The organism is Stutzerimonas marianensis, from assembly GCF_022810315.1.
Classification (GTDB): Bacteria; Pseudomonadota; Gammaproteobacteria; order Pseudomonadales; family Pseudomonadaceae; genus Stutzerimonas; species Stutzerimonas marianensis.
Genome location: NZ_JALGRD010000004.1, coordinates 176,654 through 198,873 on the forward strand (window position 1 = coordinate 176,654; position 22,220 = coordinate 198,873).

A 22,220-nucleotide genomic window follows, 5' to 3' on the forward strand; every position below is an offset into this window, starting at 1 on the left:
ATTGTAAGGACACCATGAGCAAGCCCGAGACTACCGCAGCCACCAACTTTCTTCGTCCGATCGTCCAGGCCGACCTGGAGTCGGGCAAGCACGACAAGATCGTCACGCGTTTTCCGCCGGAGCCCAACGGTTACCTGCACATCGGTCACGCCAAGTCGATCTGCCTCAACTTCGGGCTGGCCAAGGAGTTCGGTGGCGAGTGCAACCTGCGTTTCGACGACACCAACCCGGCCAAGGAAGATCAGGAATACATTGACGCCATCAAGGCGGACGTCCAGTGGCTGGGTTTCGAGTGGGCCGGCCAGGAGCGCTACGCGTCCGATTATTTCGAGCAACTGCACACCTGGGCCGTTGAACTGATCAAGGCCGGTAAGGCCTACGTCTGCGACCTGACACCCGAGCAAGCGCGTGAATATCGCGGCAGCCTCACCGAGCCGGGCCGCAACAGCCCATTTCGCGATCGGTCCGTGGCGGACAACCTCGACTTGTTCGCCCGCATGAAGGCCGGTGAGTTCCCGGACGGCGCCAAGGCCCTGCGTGCCAAGATCGACATGGCTTCGCCTAACATGAACCTGCGCGATCCGATTCTCTATCGCATCCGTCATGCGCATCACCACCAGACCGGCAACGCGTGGTGCATCTACCCGAGCTACGACTTCACCCATGGCCAGTCCGATGCCATAGAAGGCATCACTCACTCGATTTGCACGCTCGAGTTCGAAGATCATCGCCCGCTGTATGACTGGTTCTTGGAGAACCTGCCCGTGCCGGCGCGTCCACGCCAGTATGAATTCGCGCGGCTCAACCTGAACTACACCATCACCAGCAAGCGCAAGCTCAAGCAGCTGGTGGACGAGCGGCATGTAATCGGCTGGGACGATCCACGCATGTCGACGCTCAGCGGCTATCGCCGCCGCGGCTATACGCCGGCATCGATTCGTAACTTCTGCGACATGATCGGAGTGAACCGCGCCGGCGGCGTGGTCGATATCGGCATGCTCGAATTCGCCATTCGGGAGGATCTGGACGCCAACGCGCCGCGCGCGATGTGCGTGCTCAAGCCGCTGAAGGTCGTGATCACCAATTACCCCGAAGGTCAGGTCGAGAACCTGGAGCTGCCGCGCCATCCCAAGCAGGACATGGGCATGCGTCAGCTGCCGTTCTCGCGGGAGATCTACATCGACGCGGGTGACTACGAGGAGAACCCGCCGAAGGGTTTCAAGCGCCTCGAGCCGGGCGGTGAGGTCCGTCTGCGCGGCAGCTATGTCATTCGTGCCGATGAGGCGATCAAGAACGCCGACGGCGACGTTGTCGAGCTGCGCTGCTCCTATGACCCGGATACGTTGGGCAAGAACCCCGAGGGCCGCAAGGTCAAAGGTGTGATTCACTGGGTGCCCGCTGCCGAAAGCGTCGAATGTGAGGTGCGGCTGTATGACCGCCTGTTCCGTTCCGCCAATCCGGAGAAGGACGAGGGGGGCGGCAGCTTCCTGGACAACATCAATCCCGACTCGCTGGTCGTCCTCAAGGGTTGCCGCGTCGAGCCTTCGCTTGCCAACGCCGAAGCGGAAGAGCGCTTTCAGTTCGAACGCGAGGGCTATTTCTGCGTCGACCGCAAGGACAGCAAGCCGGGGGCGCTGGTATTCAATCGCACCGTGACCCTGCGTGATTCGTGGGGAGGCCAGTAATGGCGTTGACGATTTACAACACCCTGAGCAAGGTCAAGGCGCCGCTGCAGCCGCTGGTGGGCAACCAGGTGCGCATGTACGTCTGTGGCATGACGGTCTATGACTTCTGCCATATCGGCCATGCGCGCGTCATGGTGGCCTTCGATGTCGTCGCCCGCTGGTTACGCCAGCGTGGTTACGAGCTGACCTATGTGCGAAACATCACTGATATCGACGACAAGATCATCCGCCGTGCGCAAGAAAACGGCGAGTCGTTCGAGGTTTTGACCGAGCGCATGATCGCGGCGATGCATGAGGACGAGGCGCGCCTGAGCGTGCTGCGCCCCGATGCCGAGCCCAGGGCGACGGAGCATATCGCCGGCATGCACGCGATGATCCAGGCGCTCATCGACAAGGGCTTCGCTTATGCGCCGGGCAATGGTGACGTCTACTACCGCGTCGGCCGCTTCGCCGGGTACGGCAAGCTGTCGCGCCGCAAGATCGAGGATCTGAAGATCGGCGCCCGGATCGAGGTCGACGAGGCGAAGGAAGATCCGCTGGATTTCGTGCTCTGGAAAGCCGCCAAGCCCGGCGAGCCGAGCTGGGACTCCCCATGGGGCAAGGGGCGTCCGGGTTGGCACATCGAATGCTCGGTGATGTCCACATGCTGCCTGGGCGAGACCTTCGACATTCACGGCGGTGGCCCCGACCTGGTGTTCCCGCACCACGAGAACGAGATCGCGCAGAGCGAGGCGGCCACCGGTAAGCCGTACGCGAACGCCTGGATGCATGCCGGTGCGGTGCGCGTGGATGGCGAGAAGATGTCCAAATCGTTGGGCAACTTCTTCACCATTCGCGAGGTATTGGAAAAATACCAGCCTGAAGTGGTGCGCTATCTGCTCGTCTCCAGCCACTACCGCAGCCCGATCAATTACTCCGAAGACAGCCTGAAGGAAGCCAAGGCTGCACTGGAGCGTTTCTACAATGGGCTCAAGGGGCTGCCGTCGGCGGCGCCGGCAGGTGGCTCGACATTTGTCGAGCGCTTTGGCGCAGCGATGGACGATGATTTCAATTCACCAGAAGCCTGCGCCGTGTTGTTCGAAATGATCCGCGAGGTCAATCGTCTGCGCGAAGCAGACCTGCAGGCCGCGGCCGGTCTGGCCGCGCAACTCAAGCAGCTGGCCAGCGTCCTCGGTGTGTTGCAGCTGGAGCCCGATGCCTTTCTGCAAGCCGGTGCCGCTGACAAGGTTGACGCTGCACAAGTGGAAGCGCTGATCGCGGCGCGCCTGCAGGCGCGTGCCGACAAGAACTGGGCCGAATCCGATCGCATACGCGACCAGCTCACCGCAATGGGCGTGGTGCTGGAGGACGGCAAGGGCGGCACGACTTGGCGCCTCGCTGAATAATGCATGTTGCGGGCGGCTGCGGTCGCTCCGGCTGCAAGCGAGCCTTCACCCCTGACCCGCTGGATACAGCCCTTCGGCACGCAGACGTTTGTACAAGGTGTTGCGGCTGACGCCGAGCTGGCGAGCCAGTAAGGCGATGTTGCCGTTGCAGGCGCGGTACTGATAACGCAGCGGCTGGTCAGCTGCCACCTTTGGGCTGGCGCTGGTGAAATGTTCGCCCCGAGCGTCGGCCTCGATGTCGAGGAAGAAGTCGCCGGGCAGATGCTCAGATCGAACCGGCTGGTCATCGGCCAGCGCCAGGGCAACCTGAATCACACTGCTCAGCTGACGGACATTGCCGGGCCAGGGGTGGGCGTCGAACAGCCTCAGCACCTCGTCGCTCAGCCCTGCGGTCTGCTCACGTTCACGGTGCTCCTCCCACAGGCGCTGGTACAACCAGCGCTTGTCCTTACGCTCGCGAAGTGGCGGGAGCGTCACGCCGAATCCGTTGATGCGGTAGTAAAGATCCTGGCGGAATCGACCGTTGTCGACATCCTCGCGCAAGCAACGGTTGGTTGCACAAATCAGGCGGAAATCCACGGGAAGCACTTCACCGCCACCCAGCGGTTGTACGCAGCGATCCTGTAGCACCCGCAACAGGCGGGCCTGCAGGCTGGGTGGCATGTCACCGATTTCGTCAAGAAACAGCACACCTTTGTCCGCCTTACGGATCAGGCCGGTGCGACCCTTCTGGTGCGCGCCGGTGAAGGCGCCTTTCTCATAGCCAAACAGCTCCGATTCGATCAGTTCGGCCGGGATCGCGGCGCAGTTGACCGCCACCAGGGGCGCATCACGCCAGCGACTTGCCTGATGTAAGGCCTTTACCAGGATTTCCTTGCCCACGCCCGTTTCGCCATGGATCAGGATCGGGATGTTCTTTTCCAGCATCCGCTGTGCCTGGCCAACGGCACGTTGCACCCTCGGGTCGCCATGCTCGATAGCTCCGGCCCCCTGGGCCGGGGCTGGGGCGGGGCGGAAGTCGCGGGCCTGGATACGGGGACGTTGTGGTCTGCGGACGAGGCCATGGAAGCGATGCCGTCCGCGAGCTCGCAGCAGGATGGGCTGGTCCTCGGGCTGGCTCTGAAGCTGGCGTAGCGGCGTATCGAACAGGGTTTCGATCTTCACGTGGGCCAGATCCAGTCCGAGCAGGATGTCCGCTCGACGGTTGGCCGAAACGATCATGCCGGTGTCATCGAAAACGAGCAGCCCAGCCCACTGGCTGTCCAGGCTGTCCGGCCCGGTGTTGAAGATGAGTTGGAAATAGTCATCGCGAAACAGATTGAGGATCAGCCGATTCTCCACGGCCTGGCTCATCATCTTGACCATGCCGAGTGTGTGGGACGGCGGCAGGTAGCTGTCGCTGGACACATCAAGTACGGCAATCAGCTCGCGTTGCGCGTCGTAGATGGGAGACGCGGCGCCGGTGAGGTAGCGGTTGGCCTTGAGATAATGCTCGTCGCGCTGGATATGCACGGCCTGGCGGCAGGCCAGCGCGGTGCCGATGGCATTCGTGCCGGTATCTTTCTCCATCCAGCTCGCGCCAGGTGCGAAACCACGCTGCCGAGGAGCCTCGAAGCGCTGATCGCCCCAGCGCTGCAGCAACCGACCGTTGCTGTCGGCAAGCAGGATCAGGCAGCTCGAGTTCGACAGAATGTTCTCGTAATAGGGCAGGACTTCCTGCTGAGTCGTCTGTACCAGGCTTCGCTGGCGCTCGAGCAGGGCGCTGACATCCTGCTCGTCGGGCTCACCGAAGCTGGGTTGGCTCAGTGGGTCGAGCCCGTAGCCTTCGCAGCGCTGCCAGGATTGCTGAATCAGCGTCTGATGGGAGATGGACCGGAGCGGCTCTGCCATAGCGTCCTCTTGGAACGAATTATTGTTGTTCTGTCGCCACCTGAGCTGCGGGCGTCCTGAACAGTCTTGTTCATTTCCGTTCACTGTCAATGTTCAGAAATGTTCATTTTGAACACTTCAGAGCGCTCTGGTCGCCCGCGACCCCCGCTGCAGAGCGTTGCGTTTGGCCTGGCACGGAAATCGCTCCTGTCGCCTTCATAACAATCAGAAGGATGCGACATGTCCCTCACACTGGAGCAGGTTTCCAAGACGGTTGACGGCCAACTGCATATCGATGCCGTCAGCCTGAGCTTCGAGCCGGGTTCGTTCAACGTACTGATCGGCAGGACGCTTTCGGGCAAGACCTCGCTGATGCGGCTGATGGCTGGGCTGGACAAACCGAGCAGTGGCCGAATCCTCATGAATGGCGCTGATGTGACGGGCGTCCCGGTACGCAAGCGCAATGTCTCGATGGTCTATCAGCAGTTCATCAACTATCCGACGTTGAGTGTTTTCGAAAACATCGCCTCGCCGTTGCGGCAAGCAGGCCTGGAACGTTCGGAGATCGATCGCCGGGTGCGCGAGACGGCCGAGATGCTGCATATCGAGGCTTACCTCTCTCGTTTGCCGCTCGAGCTTTCAGGTGGGCAACAGCAACGGACGGCCATGGCGCGTGCGCTGGTTAAAGACGCCGATCTGGTGCTGTTCGACGAGCCGCTGGTCAACCTGGACTACAAGCTGCGCGAAGAGCTGCGTCAGGAAATGCGCGAACTCTTTCGCACCCGGCGCAGCATTGCCGTCTATGCCACGACAGAACCCAACGAGGCGCTGGCACTGGGTGGTACCGCGACGGTGCTGCACGAGGGGCGCGTCATCCAGAGCGGTCCGACCGGCGCGGTCTATCATCGTCCCAGCCAGATTCTCAGTGCCGAGCTGTTTTCCGAACCGCCGATCAACCTGCTGCCAGGGCGCATCGGCGCCAATGAAGTGAGCTTTCAGGAACGGTTGCATTTCCCGCTCAATGCCGATCTGCAGGCGCTTGACGAAGGTGAATACAGCTTCGGCGTACGGCCCAGTCACATCGGCCTCGTGCCTTCCAACGACGATGATCTGGAAGTGTCCGGCGTGGTCGAGCTTGCCGAAATCAGTGGCTCGGAGACCTTCCTGCACGTGCGTAATGAGCAGATGAGCCTTGTCCTGCACCTGCAGGGCGTCCACGACTATGCGGTGGACGCCCCCATCCGCGTCTACATCCCGACTCACAAGTTGTTCGTATTCGATGCCCGTGGCCGGCTGGCCCAGGCACCGGCGCGACGTGCCTGAGGAAGCGCCCATGGCGGAGATCCGTTTGCAGAACCTCGCCCACAGCTACAGTTCGCAGCCGCGCGAGGCGGCCGACTACGCGATCAGGGAGATGGACCACGTCTGGGAGCAGGGGGGCGCCTATGCCTTGCTGGGACCCTCCGGATGCGGCAAATCGACCCTGCTGAACATCATCTCTGGACTGCTCAGCCCCTCGGAAGGCCAGGTGCTGTTCGATGCCCGTGAGGTTAATCGCCTGTCACCCGAGCAGCGCAACATCGCACAGGTTTTCCAGTTCCCGGTGGTCTACGACACGATGACGGTCTTCGACAATCTGGCTTTTCCGCTGCGCAATCAGGGCGTCCCGGAGACAAAGGTGACGAGCCGTGTGCACGAGATCGCCGAGGTGCTCGATCTACATCCGGTCCTGAAGAAGAAGGCGCGCAACCTGACCGCCGACGAAAAACAGAAGGTGTCGATGGGGCGCGGGCTTGTGCGGGACGACGTGACAGCCATTCTGTTCGACGAGCCGCTGACGGTGATCGATCCGCATTTGAAGTGGAAGCTGCGCCGCAAGCTCAAACAGATACATGAGCAGTTCAACATCACCATGATCTATGTGACGCACGATCAGTTGGAGGCCTCGACGTTTGCCGACAAGATCGCTGTGATGCATGGCGGCCAGATCGTGCAGTTCGGTACGCCGCGTGAATTGTTCGAGCGACCGCAGCACACCTTTGTCGGGTTCTTCGTGGGGAGCCCGGGCATGAACCTGATCGAGGTGACGCCAGAGCCCGGTGGGGTTGGCTTCGGCGGTCAGCACCACCCGCTGGCCGGCCCGTTGCTGGCGCGCCTGCCGGAACTGGCGGGCCGTCGGCTGCAGCTTGGCATCCGGCCGGAATTCGTCCAGGTCAGTGACGAACCCGGCGCCGGTGGCATGCCGGCAGATGTGGTCCTTGTCGAGGATCTGGGGACCTACAAGATCGTCACGCTCCGCTTGCAGGCGCAGTTGCTCAAGGCGCGGCTGCCGGAAGACCAGAGCGTTCCCAAAGGCCGGGCCTGGGTCGGCTTTCCTGAACAGTGGTTGATGCTCTATGCCGATGACCGTCTGGTGGAGGCGCAGCCATGAACAAGGTTCAGGACAATCGGGCCTGGTGGCTGGTACTGCCGGTGTTCCTGCTCGTCGCCTTCAGCGCCGTGCTGCCGATGATGACAGTGGTCAACTATTCGGTGCAGGACATCTTCGATTCCTCGACGCGCTTCTTCGTCGGCGCGGACTGGTACCGCCAGATTCTCAACGACCCGAGGCTGCACGACTCGCTGCTGCGGCAGTTCATCTTTTCCGCCTGCGTGCTGCTGATCGAGATTCCGCTGGGTATTGCGGTGGCGCTGACGATGCCGACACGTGGTCGCTGGACCTCTGTCTGCCTGATCGTGATGGCTATTCCGTTGCTGATTCCATGGAACGTGGTGGGCACCATCTGGCAGATATTCGGGCGTGCGGATATCGGCCTGCTGGGCTACGTGCTGAACGAGCTGGGGGTGAACTACAACTACGCCTCCAACACGCGTGACGCCTGGGTCACGGTACTGGTCATGGATGTCTGGCACTGGACATCGCTGGTTGCGCTGCTCTGTTATTCGGGACTGAGAGCCATACCGGACGTTTATTACCAGGCCGCGCGTATCGACCGCGCTTCGGCCTGGGCCGTGTTCCGTCACATCCAGTTGCCCAAATTGAAGAGCGTGCTGCTGATCGCCGTAATGCTGCGTTTCATGGACAGCTTCATGATCTACACCGAGCCCTTCGTGCTGACGGGCGGTGGGCCTGGCAATGCGACGACGTTTCTCAGCCAGACCCTGACGAAAATGGCGGTGGGGCAATTCGATCTCGGGCCGGCGGCGGCGTTCTCGCTGATCTACTTCCTGATCATCCTCCTGGTGTCCTGGTTGTTCTATACAGCCATGACCCATGGCGACCAGACGCGATGAGGGCCCGCCAATGAATCTGCGCAAGCGAGCGTTACTCATCCTTTACGTCGTGTTCCTGCTGGTACCGATCTACTGGCTGGTGAACATGTCGTTCAAGAGCAATACCGAGATCCTGGGTGGCCTGACCCTCTGGCCCCGGGGGTTCACGCTGGATAACTACCGGGTCATCTTCACCGACCGAAGCTGGTACAGCGGTTACATCAACTCGCTCTACTACGTGTGCCTCAACACGGTGATCTCGTTGACTGTCGCGCTGCCGGCCGCTTATGCCTTCTCCCGTTTTCGTTTCCTGGGCGACAAACACCTGTTCTTCTGGTTGCTGACCAATCGCATGGCCCCGCCCGCCGTGTTTTTGCTGCCGTTCTTTCAGCTGTATTCCTCGATCGGGTTGTTCGATACCCATATCGCCGTGGCTCTGGCGCACTGTCTGTTCAATGTGCCCTTGGCGGTATGGATTCTCGAAGGCTTCATGTCCGGTGTGCCCAAGGAGATCGACGAGACGGCGTATATCGACGGCTACAGCTTCCCCAAATTCTTCCTCAAGCTGTTCATACCGCTCATACGCTCAGGGATCGGTGTGACCGCGTTCTTCTGCTTCATGTTCTCCTGGGTCGAGCTGCTTCTGGCACGCACCCTGACGTCTGTCGATGCCAAGCCGATCGTCTCTGTCATGACGCGGACCGTCTCCGCTTCCGGCATCGACTGGGGAGTATTGGCGGCGGCTGGGGTGCTGACCATTCTGCCGGGCATGCTGGTGATCTGGTTCGTTCGTAACCACGTGGCCAAGGGCTTTGCCCTGGGCCGAGTATAGGAGCGGCGCTGATGAGCTGGATGGCCTGGACTTTGCCGACCGCGGCGTTCTTTTCGCTGATCGGTTTGACGTTGGCGGCAATGAGCGCATGGGAACTGGCGCGACCTTGCACGCCGCGAAAGGGTTTTCTACCGATTGTGACCACGCGTGGTGATCGGTTGTTCGTTGGACTTCTGGGCAGTGCGTATTGGCATCTTCTGCTGATCGGGCTGACCGACTGGAGCATCTGGATAGCGACCGTGCTGTCCCTCGTCTGGTTGTTTGCAGTGATGCGCTGGGGATGAGCCATGCGGCCCATCTCGTTGAATAACCCAAAGGAGGTGTTTATGTTCGAAAACAAAAACAACACCCGACATGGCATGGCATTGACCGCCTTGCTGACGTTGTCAGGCATGGCGGGCACGGCCTGGGCCGACGCCTATGAAGATGCGGCTAAGAAGTGGATCGAGTCGGAATTCAACCCCTCGACCCTATCGGCTGAAGAGCAAATGGAGGAACTGCGCTGGTTCATCAAGGCGGCCGAACCCTTCCGCGGCATGGAGATCAACGTCGCCTCGGAGACCATTACAACCCACGAGTATGAGTCCAAGACGCTGGCGCGTGCGTTCAGCGAAATCACCGGTATCCGGTTGCGACACGACCTGATGCAGGAGGGCGACGTCGTCGAGAAACTGCAAACCCAGATGCAGTCCGGCAAGAATATCTACGATGGTTATATCAATGACTCGGATCTGATCGGCACCCACTTTCGCTACGGCAAGGCGGTGGCGATCAGCGACATGATCGAGGGGGAGGCGAAGGACTACACCTTGCCGACGCTGGATCTGGACGACTTTATCGGCATTTCCTTCACCACGGGACCAGACGGCAAGATCTATCAGCTCCCGGTCCAGCAGTTCGCCAACCTTTACTGGTTCCGCGCCGACTGGTTTGAGCGGCCGGAGCTCAAGGCGCAGTTTCGGGAAATTTATGGCTATGACCTGGGCGTACCGGTGAACTGGTCGGCCTACGAGGATATCGCCGAGTTCTTCAGCAAGCATGTCAAAGAGATCGATGGCCAGCGCGTCTACGGCCACATGGACTACGGCAAGAAGGATCCTTCCCTCGGCTGGCGATTCACCGACGCCTGGTTCTCCATGGCCGGGGCAGGGGACAAGGGGTTGCCCAATGGCTTGCCTGTAGACGAATGGGGCATCCGCGTCGAGGATTGCCACCCGGTGGGCTCGAGTGTGGCACGTGGCGGCGCGACCAACGGGCCGGCCGCCGTATTCGCGACCCAGAAATACGTTGACTGGATGCGCGAATACGCACCGCCGGAGGCGCAGGGCATGACGTTCTCTGAGTCCGGTCCGGTGCCGGCGCAGGGGAACATCGCGCAGCAAATCTTCTGGTACACGGCGTTTACCGCAGACATGACCAAGCCTGGTTTGCCGGTCGTGAACGAGGACGGCACGCCCAAATGGCGAATGGCGCCGTCGCCGAAGGGGCCGTATTGGGAGGAGGGTATGAAGCTGGGCTATCAGGATGCTGGCTCTTGGACCTTCCTCGACTCGACACCCGAGAAGCGTCGTTTGGCCGCCTGGCTTTACGCACAGTTCACCGTAGCGAAGACGGTTTCGCTGAAGAAGACGCTGGTCGGGCTGACCCCTATTCGCGAGTCCGACATCAACTCCGACGCGATGACCGAGGCTGCTCCCAAACTGGGTGGGCTGGTGGAGTTCTACCGCAGCCCTGCACGGGTGCAGTGGACCCCGACTGGTACCAACGTGCCCGACTACCCACGCCTGGCCCAGCTATGGTGGCAGTACATCGCTGAGGCGGCGAGCGGTGACAAGACGCCCCAGGAGGCGCTCGATGGACTGGCTGAAGCGCAGGACTCGATGATGGCTCGGCTCGAACGGGCCAACGTCCAGCCTAAATGTGGGCCCAAGATGAACGAACCACGCGACCCTGAGTATTGGTTGAGTCAGCCCGGTGCGCCGAAACCGAAACTGGAGAACGAAAAGCCCAAAGGCCAGACCGTCAGTTACGACGAGCTGATCAAGTCCTGGGAAAAGGAAAGCTGATCGACATTCAGGTACGGAGTATAAGAAACGGCACCTGAGGGTGCCGTTTCTTCATGAGTCAGCCGTGCAGATGCTCGGCGGCGTGCAGGGTGTTTTCCAGCAGACAGGCCCGTGTCATCGGCCCGACGCCACCTGGAACCGGCGTGATCCAACCAGCGCGCTGGACAGCTGATTCGAATTCCACATCGCCGACCAGCTTGCCATCGGCTTGGCGGTTGATGCCTACGTCGATAACGATGGCGCCCGGCTTGATCCACTCGCCTTTCACCAGGCCGGTAATGCCTGTCGCCACAACGATCAGATCAGCACGTTTCACATGCTCGGAGAGATCGTGCGTGAAGCGATGCGTGACCGTCGTGGTACACCCTGCGAGCAGCAATTCGAGCGCCATCGGGCGACCGACGATATTCGAGGCGCCCACCACGACTGCGTTCAGGCCATGAAGGTCGACGCCGGTGCTCTGCAGCAAGCTCATGATGCCTTTGGGCGTGCAGGGGCGCAGAAGTGGCATTCGCTGTGCCAGCCGTCCGATGTTATAGGGATGGAAGCCGTCTACGTCCTTGTCGGGACGGATGCGCTCCAGCAGCTGAGAGGCGTCCAGGTGCTTGGGCAGCGGCAGCTGCACCAATATGCCGTCGATTGTGGGGTCCTCGTTCAACTCATCAATGAGGGCCAGCAACTCGGCTTGGTTGGTCTCGGCCGGAAGGTCATGGGCAGTCGAACGGAACCCGACTTCCTCGCAATCCTTGCGCTTGTGTGCGACGTAGACCTGGGAGGCGGGATCGGTACCCACCAGGATGACGGCCAGCCCTGGAACCCGCAGGCCTTGCCTGGCGCGCTCGGCCACGCGACCCGCTATCTGCTGGCGAATATTGGCAGCGATCGTTTTACCGTCGATCAGTTGTGCAGTCATGACGCTTGGCTAACCATAGAATGAAGGAGAAAAAGGACGCGCATTCTCGCACGGCGTTGCGGTCCGGCAAAGGCGACAGGGCTACAGCGTCCCGTAACTCCTTTACCTGGCTGAATTTTTCTGAAATTTGTTGTTGACGGCATCATGGGGCGCCTTTAAGATTCGCCCCGCTTGTCGAGCACAGCTCGCTGCTGGGTGAGACGGCTTTCAAGGCAGTCGCTTTTGGAAGCCCGAGCTTGAAGTCTGCGCTCCAAACAGAATGCAGATGAAAGCGCCCGTAGCTCAGTTGGATAGAGCATCCGCCTTCTAAGCGGATGGTCGCAGGTTCGAATCCTGCCGGGTGCGCCATTTGGACTCTGGCACAAGCAAGGCAATATGGTGGACGTAGCTCAGTTGGTAGAGCACAGGATTGTGGCTCCTGCGGTCGTGGGTTCGAGCCCCATCGTCCACCCCATATTCCGAAGCGCCAGGCGATGCCTGGCGTTTTCGTTTTGAGCACTGCGGACGTGGTGAAATTGGTAGACACACCAGATTTAGGTTCTGGCGCCGCAAGGTGTGAGAGTTCGAGTCTCTCCGTCCGCACCACTCGATGTTTTCGCGACGTTCGCGTCGATCCGAAAATGGCTGAAGCCCCTTGATTGGGGCTTTTTTGTGTCTGTCTGTTTTTACCGAAGCCCGGTTGCTGACGGCTCCTGGAGGGTTTGGGGGTCGTGGTGGACGAGACGTACGGATTGTACGCGGCGGTGAGCTGGACATTGCCGGCGTGCCCAGACCAGGATTTTCATCCTGGTCGGTCAGTCAAGCCTGTGGCTTATCGCATCGGGCATCAATGACCCAATTCCGCAGCTAGGAGTCCTATTCCTGTATGGCTTGACGGAGTAGGGGAATGACCGCTTTCGATTGGTCGCGCATGCTGCTGGCCGATTTTCCGCTGCTGTTTCTGACAGAGGTTGCGTTTCGAGCGCTCTTCGCGTTCGTGGTGGTCTTCGTGTTCCTCAAAGTCAGTGGCCGTCGTGGCATTCGCCAATTGTCCTTGTTCGAGCTGGTCGTCATTCTCACGCTGGGTTCGGCGGCCGGTGATGTCTCGTTTTACGGGGATGTGCCGCTACTACCTATCGCCACGGTCTTCGTGACGCTCCTACTGCTCTACCGTCTGACTGTACTGGCGATGAGCCATAGCGTTCGGTTTTCGAACTGGATGGAAGGAAAGCCAGTCACCATCATCAAGGACGGTTTATACGAACTCGAGAGTCTCAATCACCTGAACATCTCTTCCGACGAGTTCTTCATGGAGCTCAGACAGCAGGGGGTAGAGCATCTGGGGCAGGTGCGCCTTGGTATCCTGGAAACCGATGGCGATGTGAGTCTCTATTTCTACTCGGGCGGTGACGTCAGGCCGGGGCTGTCAGTGCTGCCGCCCGATCACCGCGCTGTGTTTGGACGGGCACCTGCCACCGGGCTGTTTGCCTGCACGCGCTGCGGCCATACGCAGCGCATCGAGGAGCAGCAGGGAGCGGTTTGTCCACGTTGCGAAAACCGCGACTGGTCGCACGCCTTGATCGTACCAAGATCCCGTTAGCACTAACTCGTCAACGGCTGCGTTAACGTCCGGAACGCCTGGTGTCGCTGCCAGACAGCGCAATCGCAGCCCTCGAGCAGGCTTGCCGGACGGGGTGACTTCTGCCAGACGAGCCACTAGAATGCTTGCCCATTCTGGGGCCGGAACGCCGGCTTATGTCTGTGCAACGAGGAAAATCCATGCAAGTTTCTGTTGAAAGCACCTCCGCTCTCGAGCGTCGTATGACCATTGGCGTGCCGGTCGAGCGTATCGAGAACGAAGTCAACAAGCGTCTGCAGCAGACTGCAAGCCGGGCCAAGATTCCGGGTTTTCGTCCTGGCAAGGTGCCGATGAGTGTCATTCGCCAGCGCTATGAAGCTGCCGCTCGCCAGGAAGCGCTGGGAGATATCATCCAGGCTACCTTTTATGAGGCCGTCGTTGCAGAAAAGCTGAATCCTGCTGGCGCGCCGGCTGTCGAGCCCAAGGTTTTCGAGAAGGGCAAGGATCTCGAGTACGTTGCAACCTTCGAAGTCTTTCCGGAATTCAAGGTCGCCGGGTTCGAGAGCATCGAGATCGAGCGTCTGCAGGCCGAGGTGGGTGACGCCGACGTCGACAATATGCTGGAGATCCTGCGCAAGCAGAACACCCGTTACGAGACCGTTGACCGTGCGGCCGAGAATGGCGATCAGCTGAATATCGATTTCGTCGGCAAGATCGACGGCGAAGCCTTCGCTGGCGGCTCGGCTAAAGGCACACAACTGGTCCTGGGATCCGGTCGCATGATTCCGGGCTTCGAGGATGCGCTGGTTGGCGCCAAGGCGGGCGAAGAGCGCGTCATCAACCCGACCTTCCCTGAGGATTACCAGAATCTCGACCTGGCCGGCAAAACCGCCGAGTTCACCGTGACCGTCAACAGCGTCGCCGCTGCTCAACTGCCCGAGCTCAACGACGAATTCTTCGCTCAGTTCGGCGTGCAGGAAGGTGGCCTTGAGGGCTTCCGTGCCGAGGTCAAGAAGAATATGGAGCGGGAACTGCGCCAGGCAATCAAGACCAAGGTGAAAAACCAGGTAATGGAAGGGTTGGTTGCTGGCAACCCGATCGAGGTACCGAAGGCGCTGGTCGACAATGAAGTCAACCGCTTGCGCGCCCAGGCTGTGCAACAGTTCGGTGGCAACATCAAGCCCGATCAGCTGCCGGCCGAATTGTTCGAAGAGCAGGCCAAGCGTCGCGTCGTGCTGGGTCTGATCGTTGCCGAGGTGGTCAAGCAACACGAGCTCAAGCCTGATGACAGCCGTGTTCGCGAGCTGATCGAAGAGATGGCTTCCGCCTATCAGGAGCCGGAGCAGGTGGTATCCTGGTACTACAAGAACGCCGAGCAACTGAACGAAGTCCGCTCGGTTGTGCTCGAAGAACAAGTTGTAGATACTGTCCTGCAGCAGGCTAAAGTAACCGACAAATCGGTTTCCTACGAAGAAGCAGTGAAGCCTGCGGAAGCCCCGCAAGCAGCTTGAATCTCTTCAAATCGTTTTGAATGCACGTTCATAAGCCAGCCTAGTGCTGGCTTATGTCTTTGAGGCGTGACATAGGGAGTATCGTTGGACATGTCCGGCAATCCGTTTATGCAAGCACCCGATATCCAGGCCGCCGGTGGGCTGGTCCCGATGGTCATCGAGCAGTCCGCCCGTGGCGAGCGCGCGTATGACATCTATTCCCGACTCCTGAAGGAGCGGGTGATCTTCATGGTTGGCCAGGTCGAAGACTACATGGCGAATCTGATCGTCGCGCAGATGCTGTTCCTCGAGGCCGAGAACCCCGAGAAGGATATCCACCTCTACATCAATTCGCCGGGTGGCTCGGTGACGGCGGGCATGTCCATTTACGACACCATGCAGTTCATCAAGCCCGACGTTTCGACGATCTGCATCGGCCAGGCCTGCAGCATGGGTGCGTTGCTGTTGACCGGCGGCGCAGCCGGTAAGCGCTACTGTCTGCCGCACTCGCGGATGATGATTCACCAGCCGTTGGGCGGCTTCCAGGGGCAGGCTTCGGACATCGAGATTCATGCCCGTGAGATCCTTACCATTCGCGAGCGCCTGAACAAGATCATGGCTCAGCATACGGGCCAGCCGCTGGATGTCATTGCCCGTGACACCGACCGCGACAACTTCATGAGTGGCGAGGAGGCCGTCAAGTACGGGCTTATCGACCAAGTGCTGGCTCAGCGTCAGATGGCGGGGTGATCTCGTCAGCCCTGGCGATGTCTGGCTTTAGCCCGGGCTTGAAAAAGCCCTCGAATGCCTTCATCTTGTGTTTCAAGCCTTCCCGATTGGATCGATCGAATGACTGACACCCGCAACGGCGAGGATTCCGGCAAGCTGCTTTATTGCTCCTTCTGCGGCAAAAGCCAGCACGAAGTGCGCAAGTTGATTGCTGGCCCCTCGGTTTTTATCTGCGACGAGTGCGTCGACCTGTGCAATGACATCATCCGTGAGGAGGTGCAGGAAGCCCAGGCCGAAAGCAGTGCGCAAAAACTGCCTGCGCCCAAGGAGATCAGCGGCATTCTCGACCAGTACGTCATTGGTCAGGAGCGTGCCAAAAAGATTCTGGCAGTGGCCGTTTACAACCATTACAAGCGACTCAATCAGCGCGACAAGAAAGAAGAGGTCGAGCTGGGCAAGAGCAATATCCTGCTGATCGGCCCGACGGGTTCAGGCAAGACGCTGCTCGCCGAGACGCTGGCTCGCCTTCTTAACGTCCCGTTCACCATCGCTGATGCCACGACGCTGACCGAGGCCGGCTACGTGGGCGAGGATGTGGAGAACATCATTCAGAAGCTGTTGCAGAAGTGTGACTACGACGTGGAGAAGGCCCAGATGGGCATTGTCTACATCGATGAGATCGACAAGATCTCTCGCAAGTCCGACAACCCATCCATCACGCGTGACGTGTCGGGTGAGGGGGTGCAGCAAGCGCTGCTGAAGCTGATCGAGGGAACCGTTGCTTCCGTTCCGCCGCAGGGCGGCCGCAAACATCCCCAGCAGGAGTTCCTTCAGGTTGATACCCGCAACATCCTGTTCATCTGCGGCGGTGCGTTTGCGGGCCTTGAGAAGGTGATTCAGAGCCGTTCTACCCAGGGCGGTATCGGGTTCAATGCAGAGGTACGCAGCAAGGATCCGGGCAAGAAAATCGGAGAATCGCTACGTGCGGTTGAGCCCGACGATCTGGTCAAGTTCGGCCTGATCCCAGAGTTCGTGGGGCGTTTGCCGGTTATTGCCACCCTGGACGAACTGGACGAAGCGGCATTGATCCAGATTCTGACCGAACCGAAAAATGCGTTGACCAAACAGTACGCCAAGCTGTTTGAACTCGAGGGAGTCGATCTGGAGTTCCGCACCGATGCGCTCAAGGCAGTAGCCGGACGTGCATTGGAGCGCAAGACCGGTGCGCGGGGCCTGCGATCGATTCTTGAGGGCGTTCTGCTCGACACCATGTATGAAATTCCTTCGCAGAAGGATGTCAGCAAAGTAGTGATCGATGAGAGCGTGATCGAAGGAACGTCGAAGCCGCTGCTGATCTACGAGAGCAGCGAGCCGCCAGCGAAGGCTGCGCCTGACGCGTGATAGTACAAAGGGGCCTCCGGGCCCTTTTGCATTTCTGCGTCCTCCTTGTTTTTTGCCTAGCGCGCCCTCATCTTTGTTTCCAGGGTGTTTCCCCGTTCCCGCCGTAGAGCTGAATGTTATGAAGACAACCATCGAATTGCCCCTTTTGCCACTGCGTGACGTCGTGGTCTATCCGCACATGGTGATTCCGCTGTTCGTTGGCCGAGAGAAGTCCATAGAGGCCCTCGAGGCGGCGATGGCGGGCGACAAGCAGATTCTGCTCTTGGCTCAGAAGAATCCGGCTGACGACGATCCCAATGAAGATGCCCTTTATCGTGTGGGCACCGTTGCGACTGTTCTACAGCTACTCAAATTGCCTGATGGCACCGTGAAGGTGCTGGTGGAGGGTGAGCAGCGCGGTGTGATCGACCGTTTCTTCGAGGTCGAGGATCATTGTCGTGCCGAGGTCGAGCTGATCGAGGAGTCGGAGATCGACGAGCGGGAAGGCGAGGTGCTGACGCGGAGTTTGCTGAGTCAGTTCGAGCAGTACGTTCAGCTTGGCAAGAAGGTCCCGTCTGAAGTGCTCTCTTCGCTGGCAAGCATCGATGAGCCTGCTCGGCTGGTCGATACGATGGCGGCCCACATGGCGCTGAAGATCGAACAGAAGCAGGCGATTCTGGAAATCACCGAGCTCTCGGCACGAGTCGAGCATGTGCTCGCCTTGCTGGATGCCGAGATTGATCTGCTGCAGGTCGAAAAGCGAATCCGTGGCCGGGTCAAGAAGCAGATGGAGCGTAGCCAGCGCGAGTACTACCTGAACGAGCAGATGAAGGCTATTCAGAAAGAACTCGGCGATATCGATGAAGGCCACAATGAAATCGATGACCTGAAGAAGCGCATCGAGAACGCAGGCCTGCCCAAGGATGCTCACGCCAAAGCCACGGCTGAGCTGAACAAGCTCAAGCAGATGTCTCCCATGTCCGCCGAGGCCACGGTGGTGCGGACCTATATCGACTGGCTGGTCAATGTCCCGTGGAAGGCGGCAAGCAAGGTCCGGCTGGATCTGCAAAAGGCAGAGGAGGTGCTCGACGCCGATCATTACGGCCTCGAGGAGGTTAAGGACCGGATCTTGGAATACCTGGCCGTGCAGAAGCGAGTCAAGAAGCTCAAGGGTCCGGTGCTGTGTCTGGTTGGTCCGCCCGGTGTGGGTAAGACCTCGCTGGCCGAGTCCATCGCCCGATCCACAAATCGCAAGTTCGTCCGTATGGCGCTCGGCGGCGTGCGCGACGAGGCCGAAATCCGAGGGCATCGTCGGACCTACATCGGTTCGATGCCCGGACGGCTGATCCAGAAATTAAGCAAGGTTGGCGTTCGCAATCCGCTGTTCCTGCTCGACGAGATCGACAAGATGGGTAACGACATGCGTGGGGATCCTGCGTCTGCGTTGCTGGAAGTGCTCGACCCGGAGCAGAACCACAACTTCAATGATCATTATCTTGAGGTCGATTACGATCTGTCCGACGTCATGTTCCTGTGCACAGCGAACTCGATGAACATTCCGGCGCCGTTGCTCGATCGCATGGAAGTGATCCGCCTTCCAGGCTACACAGAGGACGAGAAGATCAACATCGCTAACCGTTACCTAGTGCCGAAGCAGGTCAAGGCCAACGGTCTCAAGAAAACCGAGTTGGTATTCCAGGACGAGGCATTGCGAGACGTTGTTCGCTACTACACCCGCGAGGCGGGGGTGCGAAGCCTGGAGCGGCAGCTGGCGAAGGTGTGTCGGAAAGTGGTGAAGGAGCACGCCGCGGAAAAGAACTTCAAGGTTCAGATCGACGCCGCATCGCTCGAACATTATCTGGGCGTCCGCAAGTTCCGTTACGGTCTTGCGGAGCAGCAGGACCAGGTCGGACAAGTGACCGGGCTCGCCTGGACCCAGGTTGGTGGCGAGTTGCTGACCATCGAGGCCGCGGTCGTTCCCGGCAAGGGACGACTGACAAAGACCGGTTCGCTCGGTGACGTGATGGGGGAATCCATCACTGCCGCATTGACAGTGGTCCGCAGCCGAGCCCAAAGCTTGGGAATAGCGCCGGACTTCCATGAGAAGCAGGACATCCATATCCATGTCCCTGAAGGGGCGACTCCCAAGGATGGCCCGAGCGCCGGTATCGGTATGTGCACCGCGTTGGTTTCGGCTCTGACCCACATTCCGGTTCGCGCTGAAGTGGCGATGACGGGCGAGATTACGCTGCGTGGTCAGGTACTCGCCATTGGCGGTTTGAAGGAGAAATTGCTGGCCGCACATCGGGGCGGAATCAAGACCGTGATCATCCCGGAAGAGAATCAGCGTGATCTGAAAGAGATTCCTGAAAATATTAAGCAGGACCTGCTGATTAAACCGGTCAAGTGGATTGACGAAGTCCTTCAAATTGCGCTGCAATACGCGCCGGAGCCCTTACCTGATGCGGCTCCCGACATCGTTGCAAAGGAAGACAAGCGCGAGTCTGATTCCAAGGAGCGAATCAGCACGCATTAGTCTGGAAGGCTCTGTTGACATATTTTCGGCGCCCTTGATATAAACCGGCCCTTTGTGTCGCTGCTATTTCAGCACCGCTTTGCTTACACCAAAAATTAAAGATACGACTCAACAGAAATAAGGGGACTTAGAGTGAACAAGTCGGAACTGATCGATGCTATCGCTGCATCTGCTGATATCCCGAAAGCTGTTGCTGGCCGCGCGCTGGATGCAGTAATCGACTCCGTTACTGGCGCGCTGAAGGCTGGTGATTCCGTGGTACTGGTTGGTTTCGGTACTTTCGCTGTCAAGGAGCGCGCCGCTCGCACCGGCCGCAACCCTCAGACCGGCAAGCCGATCAATATCGCAGCGGCCAAGATTCCGGGATTCAAAGCTGGCAAGGCTCTGAAAGACGCTGTCAACTAAGCGTTTTTTGATCCGGCCAGCTGTCAGTCGACTCTGACCCTGGCTTGGAGTGGTGGTTCGAACAGGCCGCGCCTGTTGCGCTCGGGCTTGGGGGATTCGGCCCAACCGCTCCAAAAGCTCCGCGAAGGCGCATCCCCGGATGCGCCTTTCTTTTATCCGGTTTCCACCCGTGCTGCAGTGTATGCCGCGCAGCTGCCTCCTGGGGGACGCATGCTTCAGAACATCAGGGACAACTCTCAAGGCTGGATTGCCAAGACCATTATCGGCGTCATTATCGTTCTACTGGCGCTGACCGGTTTTGATGCGATCTTCAGTTCCGTCAGCAATAGCCGGAACGCTGCTGAAGTCAACGGCGAGGAAATCTCGCTGGATGAACTCAACGAGGCCATGAACATGCAGCGCCGCCAGCTCGCGCAGCAGCTGGGTGGCGACTTCGATCCCTCGCTGCTTGACGACAAACTGGTGCGAGAGTCGTCGTTGCGGGCGCTGATAGACCGAGCCTTGCTGCTGCAGGGGGCTCGCAATGCCGACTTTGCCTTCTCCGAAACCGCACTGGATCAACTGATCCTGCAGACGCCGGAGTTCGCCGTAGAGGGTAAGTTCAACGCGACCCGCTTCGATCAGGTCATCCAACAGATGGGTTACACGCGGATGCAGTTCCGTGAGTTGCTCAAGCAGGAAATGCTGATCGGCCAACTGCGTGCCGGTATTTCCGGTTCAGGATTCGTTACGGACGAGCAGATCGAGCGATTCGCCAGCCTCGAGCAGCAAACCCGCGATTTCGCCAGTGTCCGGATCCAGGCCGACGCCAATGCGGTTCAAGTCAGCGACAGCGACGCGCGTGAGTATTACGAACAGAATCCAGACCGTTTTCGTTCGCCTGAACAGGTGGTATTGGAGTACGTCGAGCTGGACAAGGAGTCGTTCTTCGATCAGGTCGAAGTGTCTGACGATGAGGTCGACGAGCTCTACAAGCAGCGTATCGCGAACCTCGCGGAACAGCGCCGTGCCGCGCATATCCTGATCGAGGCAGACGATGGCAATGACGCGCAGGCGAAGCAGCGGATCGACGAGATTGCCAAGCGGGTATCTGCTGGCGAAGATTTCGCAGCGCTGGCCAAGGAGCTGTCCGAGGACCCGGGCTCAGCCGGCGAGGGCGGCGACCTGGGATTTGCGGGCCCCGGTGTATATGACCCTGAATTCGAAGCGGCTCTCTACGGGTTGGAGCAGGGGCAGGTTTCTGCTCCGGTTCGATCCGAGTTTGGTTGGCATCTGATTAAGCTGCTTGGTGTTCAATCACCCGAAATACCGACCCTTGAATCAATGAAGCCCGAACTGGTTCGCGAACTCAAGGCTCAGCAAGTCGAGCAGCGCTTCGTCGAGGCCAGCAAACAGCTGGAAGATGCGGCGTTCGAGTCCTCAGACCTGGCACAACCTGCTCAGGAACTTGGATTGCAGGTTCGGACAACTGAAGCGTTCGGTCGCGAGGGGGGTGCTGGTGTAGCCTCGAACCGTCAGGTCATCCAGGCGGCTTTCAGTGATGAGGTGCTGTTGGATGGTGCCAACAGTGAGGTTATCGAGCTGGATCCGGACACCGCCGTTGTGGTGCGGGTCAAGCAGCACCTGCAGCCCGAGGTGATGCCTTACGATCAGGTCGGGGAGGGCATCGTTGCCCAATTGCAGCAGGCCAAAGCGGCTGAACAAGCTGAAGCCCAGGGCCAGGCGCTGCTGGCCAAGCTGCGTGGCGGCGAGCAAGCTGAGGTCGAATGGCAGCCTGTCGAAGCCGCATCGCGCAATCAGGAGGGCGTCGAGCCGGCCGTGCTGCAGGAAGTGTTCCGCATGCCTCGTCCGCAGAATGGTGATGCTCCGACCTATGGTGGTATTCGATTGGGTGAGGGTGATTTCGTAGTCATCCAATTGAACGGCGTCAGCGAACCGGATGCCGAGCTTTCGACTGAAGAAAAGCAGAGCTACCGTCGATTCTTGGCTTCACGCAGTGGCCAGCAGGATTTCGCCGCCTACCGCGACATGCTGCATAACGAAGCGGACATCGAGACGTATTGATCGAGTGAGAGAAACAAAAAAACCCGCACGATGTG

Annotated in this window: 17 protein-coding genes and 3 tRNA genes; 18 read left to right on the forward strand and 2 right to left on the reverse strand. The window is 59.5% G+C overall.

The window, feature by feature from the left end:
• Positions 1 to 14 precede the first annotated feature (14 nt).
• Together MST27_RS08580 and cysS are read left to right on the forward strand one after the other, a co-directional pair.
• Positions 15 to 1,685: a glutamine--tRNA ligase/YqeY domain fusion protein gene (locus MST27_RS08580; RefSeq protein WP_243605549.1), complete on the forward strand. Its 1,671-nt coding sequence runs from the start codon at positions 15 to 17 to the stop codon at positions 1,683 to 1,685.
• A complete protein-coding gene (gene cysS / locus MST27_RS08585) occupies positions 1,685 to 3,070 on the forward strand; it encodes a cysteine--tRNA ligase (protein WP_243605550.1) in 1,386 nt (461 codons plus the stop codon). Before MST27_RS08580 ends, cysS begins: the two co-directional genes overlap by 1 nt.
• A gap of 45 nt (positions 3,071 to 3,115) precedes the next feature.
• Here the strand turns inward: cysS and MST27_RS08590 are convergent, their stop codons facing one another.
• Positions 3,116 to 4,960: a sigma-54-dependent Fis family transcriptional regulator gene (locus MST27_RS08590; protein WP_243605551.1), complete on the reverse strand. Its 1,845-nt coding sequence runs from the start codon at positions 4,958 to 4,960 to the stop codon at positions 3,116 to 3,118.
• 219 nt (positions 4,961 to 5,179) lie between these two features.
• Between MST27_RS08590 and MST27_RS08595 the strand changes: the two genes are divergently transcribed.
• From MST27_RS08595 to MST27_RS08620, 6 genes are read left to right on the forward strand one after another with little or no spacing between them, the layout of a single operon-like run.
• Positions 5,180 to 6,262: an ABC transporter ATP-binding protein gene (locus MST27_RS08595; protein WP_243605552.1), complete on the forward strand. Its 1,083-nt coding sequence runs from the start codon at positions 5,180 to 5,182 to the stop codon at positions 6,260 to 6,262.
• 10 nt (positions 6,263 to 6,272) lie between these two features.
• Positions 6,273 to 7,370: an ABC transporter ATP-binding protein gene (locus MST27_RS08600; protein WP_243605553.1), complete on the forward strand. Its 1,098-nt coding sequence runs from the start codon at positions 6,273 to 6,275 to the stop codon at positions 7,368 to 7,370.
• Positions 7,367 to 8,233, forward strand: coding sequence for a carbohydrate ABC transporter permease (locus tag MST27_RS08605; RefSeq protein ID WP_243605554.1), 867 nt, complete (start codon positions 7,367 to 7,369; stop codon positions 8,231 to 8,233). Before MST27_RS08600 ends, MST27_RS08605 begins: the two co-directional genes overlap by 4 nt.
• 10 nt (positions 8,234 to 8,243) lie before the next feature.
• The gene (locus MST27_RS08610) at positions 8,244 to 9,044 is read left to right on the forward strand and encodes a carbohydrate ABC transporter permease (protein ID WP_243605555.1); all 801 of its coding nucleotides are present in this window, start codon (positions 8,244 to 8,246) and stop codon (positions 9,042 to 9,044) included.
• 11 nt (positions 9,045 to 9,055) lie between these two features.
• A complete protein-coding gene (locus tag MST27_RS08615) occupies positions 9,056 to 9,328 on the forward strand; it encodes a DUF2160 domain-containing protein (protein ID WP_243605556.1) in 273 nt (90 codons plus the stop codon).
• 42 nt (positions 9,329 to 9,370) lie between these two features.
• Positions 9,371 to 11,110 carry an ABC transporter substrate-binding protein gene (locus MST27_RS08620; RefSeq protein ID WP_243605557.1) on the forward strand — a complete coding sequence of 580 codons (1,740 nt, stop codon included), beginning with the start codon at positions 9,371 to 9,373 and terminating at the stop codon, positions 11,108 to 11,110.
• Between the two features lie 58 nt (positions 11,111 to 11,168).
• Here MST27_RS08620 and folD read toward each other — a convergent pair whose 3' ends face one another.
• On the reverse strand, positions 11,169 to 12,023 hold the full coding sequence (folD, locus tag MST27_RS08625; protein ID WP_243605558.1) for a bifunctional methylenetetrahydrofolate dehydrogenase/methenyltetrahydrofolate cyclohydrolase FolD: 855 nt from the start codon (positions 12,021 to 12,023) through the stop codon (positions 11,169 to 11,171).
• Between the two features lie 271 nt (positions 12,024 to 12,294).
• On the opposite strand from folD, the gene MST27_RS08630 reads away from it, so the two are divergent.
• The 10 genes from MST27_RS08630 to MST27_RS08675 all read left to right on the forward strand — a co-directional run bounded on the left by MST27_RS08630 (position 12,295) and on the right by MST27_RS08675 (position 22,185).
• Positions 12,295 to 12,371: transfer RNA gene (locus MST27_RS08630), tRNA-Arg, on the forward strand.
• Between the two features lie 30 nt (positions 12,372 to 12,401).
• Positions 12,402 to 12,477, forward strand: a tRNA-His gene (locus MST27_RS08635).
• 46 nt (positions 12,478 to 12,523) lie between these two features.
• Positions 12,524 to 12,608: transfer RNA gene (locus tag MST27_RS08640), tRNA-Leu, on the forward strand.
• Between the two features lie 301 nt (positions 12,609 to 12,909).
• On the forward strand, positions 12,910 to 13,602 hold the full coding sequence (locus tag MST27_RS08645) for a YetF domain-containing protein (protein WP_243605559.1): 693 nt from the start codon (positions 12,910 to 12,912) through the stop codon (positions 13,600 to 13,602).
• A 179-nt stretch (positions 13,603 to 13,781) separates the two neighbouring features.
• Positions 13,782 to 15,092 (forward strand): trigger factor, encoded by a 1,311-nt coding sequence (gene tig, locus MST27_RS08650; protein ID WP_243605560.1) that lies wholly within the window; start codon positions 13,782 to 13,784, stop codon positions 15,090 to 15,092.
• A 90-nt stretch (positions 15,093 to 15,182) separates the two neighbouring features.
• Positions 15,183 to 15,821: an ATP-dependent Clp endopeptidase proteolytic subunit ClpP gene (clpP, locus tag MST27_RS08655; RefSeq protein ID WP_243605561.1), complete on the forward strand. Its 639-nt coding sequence runs from the start codon at positions 15,183 to 15,185 to the stop codon at positions 15,819 to 15,821.
• Between the two features lie 99 nt (positions 15,822 to 15,920).
• Positions 15,921 to 17,201 (forward strand): ATP-dependent Clp protease ATP-binding subunit ClpX, encoded by a 1,281-nt coding sequence (gene clpX, locus MST27_RS08660; protein ID WP_243605562.1) that lies wholly within the window; start codon positions 15,921 to 15,923, stop codon positions 17,199 to 17,201.
• A 118-nt stretch (positions 17,202 to 17,319) separates the two neighbouring features.
• A complete protein-coding gene (lon, locus tag MST27_RS08665; RefSeq protein ID WP_243605751.1) occupies positions 17,320 to 19,716 on the forward strand; it encodes an endopeptidase La in 2,397 nt (798 codons plus the stop codon).
• Positions 19,717 to 19,848: 132 nt separating this feature from the next.
• Positions 19,849 to 20,121 (forward strand): nucleoid-associated protein HU-beta, encoded by a 273-nt coding sequence (gene hupB / locus MST27_RS08670; protein WP_243605563.1) that lies wholly within the window; start codon positions 19,849 to 19,851, stop codon positions 20,119 to 20,121.
• Between the two features lie 210 nt (positions 20,122 to 20,331).
• Entirely contained in the window at positions 20,332 to 22,185 is a 1,854-nt protein-coding gene (locus MST27_RS08675) for a SurA N-terminal domain-containing protein (protein ID WP_243605564.1), read from the forward strand.
• Positions 22,186 to 22,220 lie beyond the last annotated feature (35 nt).

Coding starts and splice junctions, on each gene's coding strand:
- MST27_RS08580 (WP_243605549.1), top strand. CDS start 15: ATGAGCAAGCCCGAGACTACCGCAGCCACCAACTTTCTTCGTCCGATC.
- cysS (WP_243605550.1), top strand. CDS start 1,685: ATGGCGTTGACGATTTACAACACCCTGAGCAAGGTCAAGGCGCCGCTG.
- MST27_RS08590 (WP_243605551.1), bottom strand. CDS start 4,960: ATGGCAGAGCCGCTCCGGTCCATCTCCCATCAGACGCTGATTCAGCAA.
- MST27_RS08595 (WP_243605552.1), top strand. CDS start 5,180: ATGTCCCTCACACTGGAGCAGGTTTCCAAGACGGTTGACGGCCAACTG.
- MST27_RS08600 (WP_243605553.1), top strand. CDS start 6,273: ATGGCGGAGATCCGTTTGCAGAACCTCGCCCACAGCTACAGTTCGCAG.
- MST27_RS08605 (WP_243605554.1), top strand. CDS start 7,367: ATGAACAAGGTTCAGGACAATCGGGCCTGGTGGCTGGTACTGCCGGTG.
- MST27_RS08610 (WP_243605555.1), top strand. CDS start 8,244: ATGAATCTGCGCAAGCGAGCGTTACTCATCCTTTACGTCGTGTTCCTG.
- MST27_RS08615 (WP_243605556.1), top strand. CDS start 9,056: ATGAGCTGGATGGCCTGGACTTTGCCGACCGCGGCGTTCTTTTCGCTG.
- MST27_RS08620 (WP_243605557.1), top strand. CDS start 9,371: ATGTTCGAAAACAAAAACAACACCCGACATGGCATGGCATTGACCGCC.
- folD (WP_243605558.1), bottom strand. CDS start 12,023: ATGACTGCACAACTGATCGACGGTAAAACGATCGCTGCCAATATTCGC.
- MST27_RS08645 (WP_243605559.1), top strand. CDS start 12,910: ATGACCGCTTTCGATTGGTCGCGCATGCTGCTGGCCGATTTTCCGCTG.
- tig (WP_243605560.1), top strand. CDS start 13,782: ATGCAAGTTTCTGTTGAAAGCACCTCCGCTCTCGAGCGTCGTATGACC.
- clpP (WP_243605561.1), top strand. CDS start 15,183: ATGTCCGGCAATCCGTTTATGCAAGCACCCGATATCCAGGCCGCCGGT.
- clpX (WP_243605562.1), top strand. CDS start 15,921: ATGACTGACACCCGCAACGGCGAGGATTCCGGCAAGCTGCTTTATTGC.
- lon (WP_243605751.1), top strand. CDS start 17,320: ATGAAGACAACCATCGAATTGCCCCTTTTGCCACTGCGTGACGTCGTG.
- MST27_RS08675 (WP_243605564.1), top strand. CDS start 20,332: ATGCTTCAGAACATCAGGGACAACTCTCAAGGCTGGATTGCCAAGACC.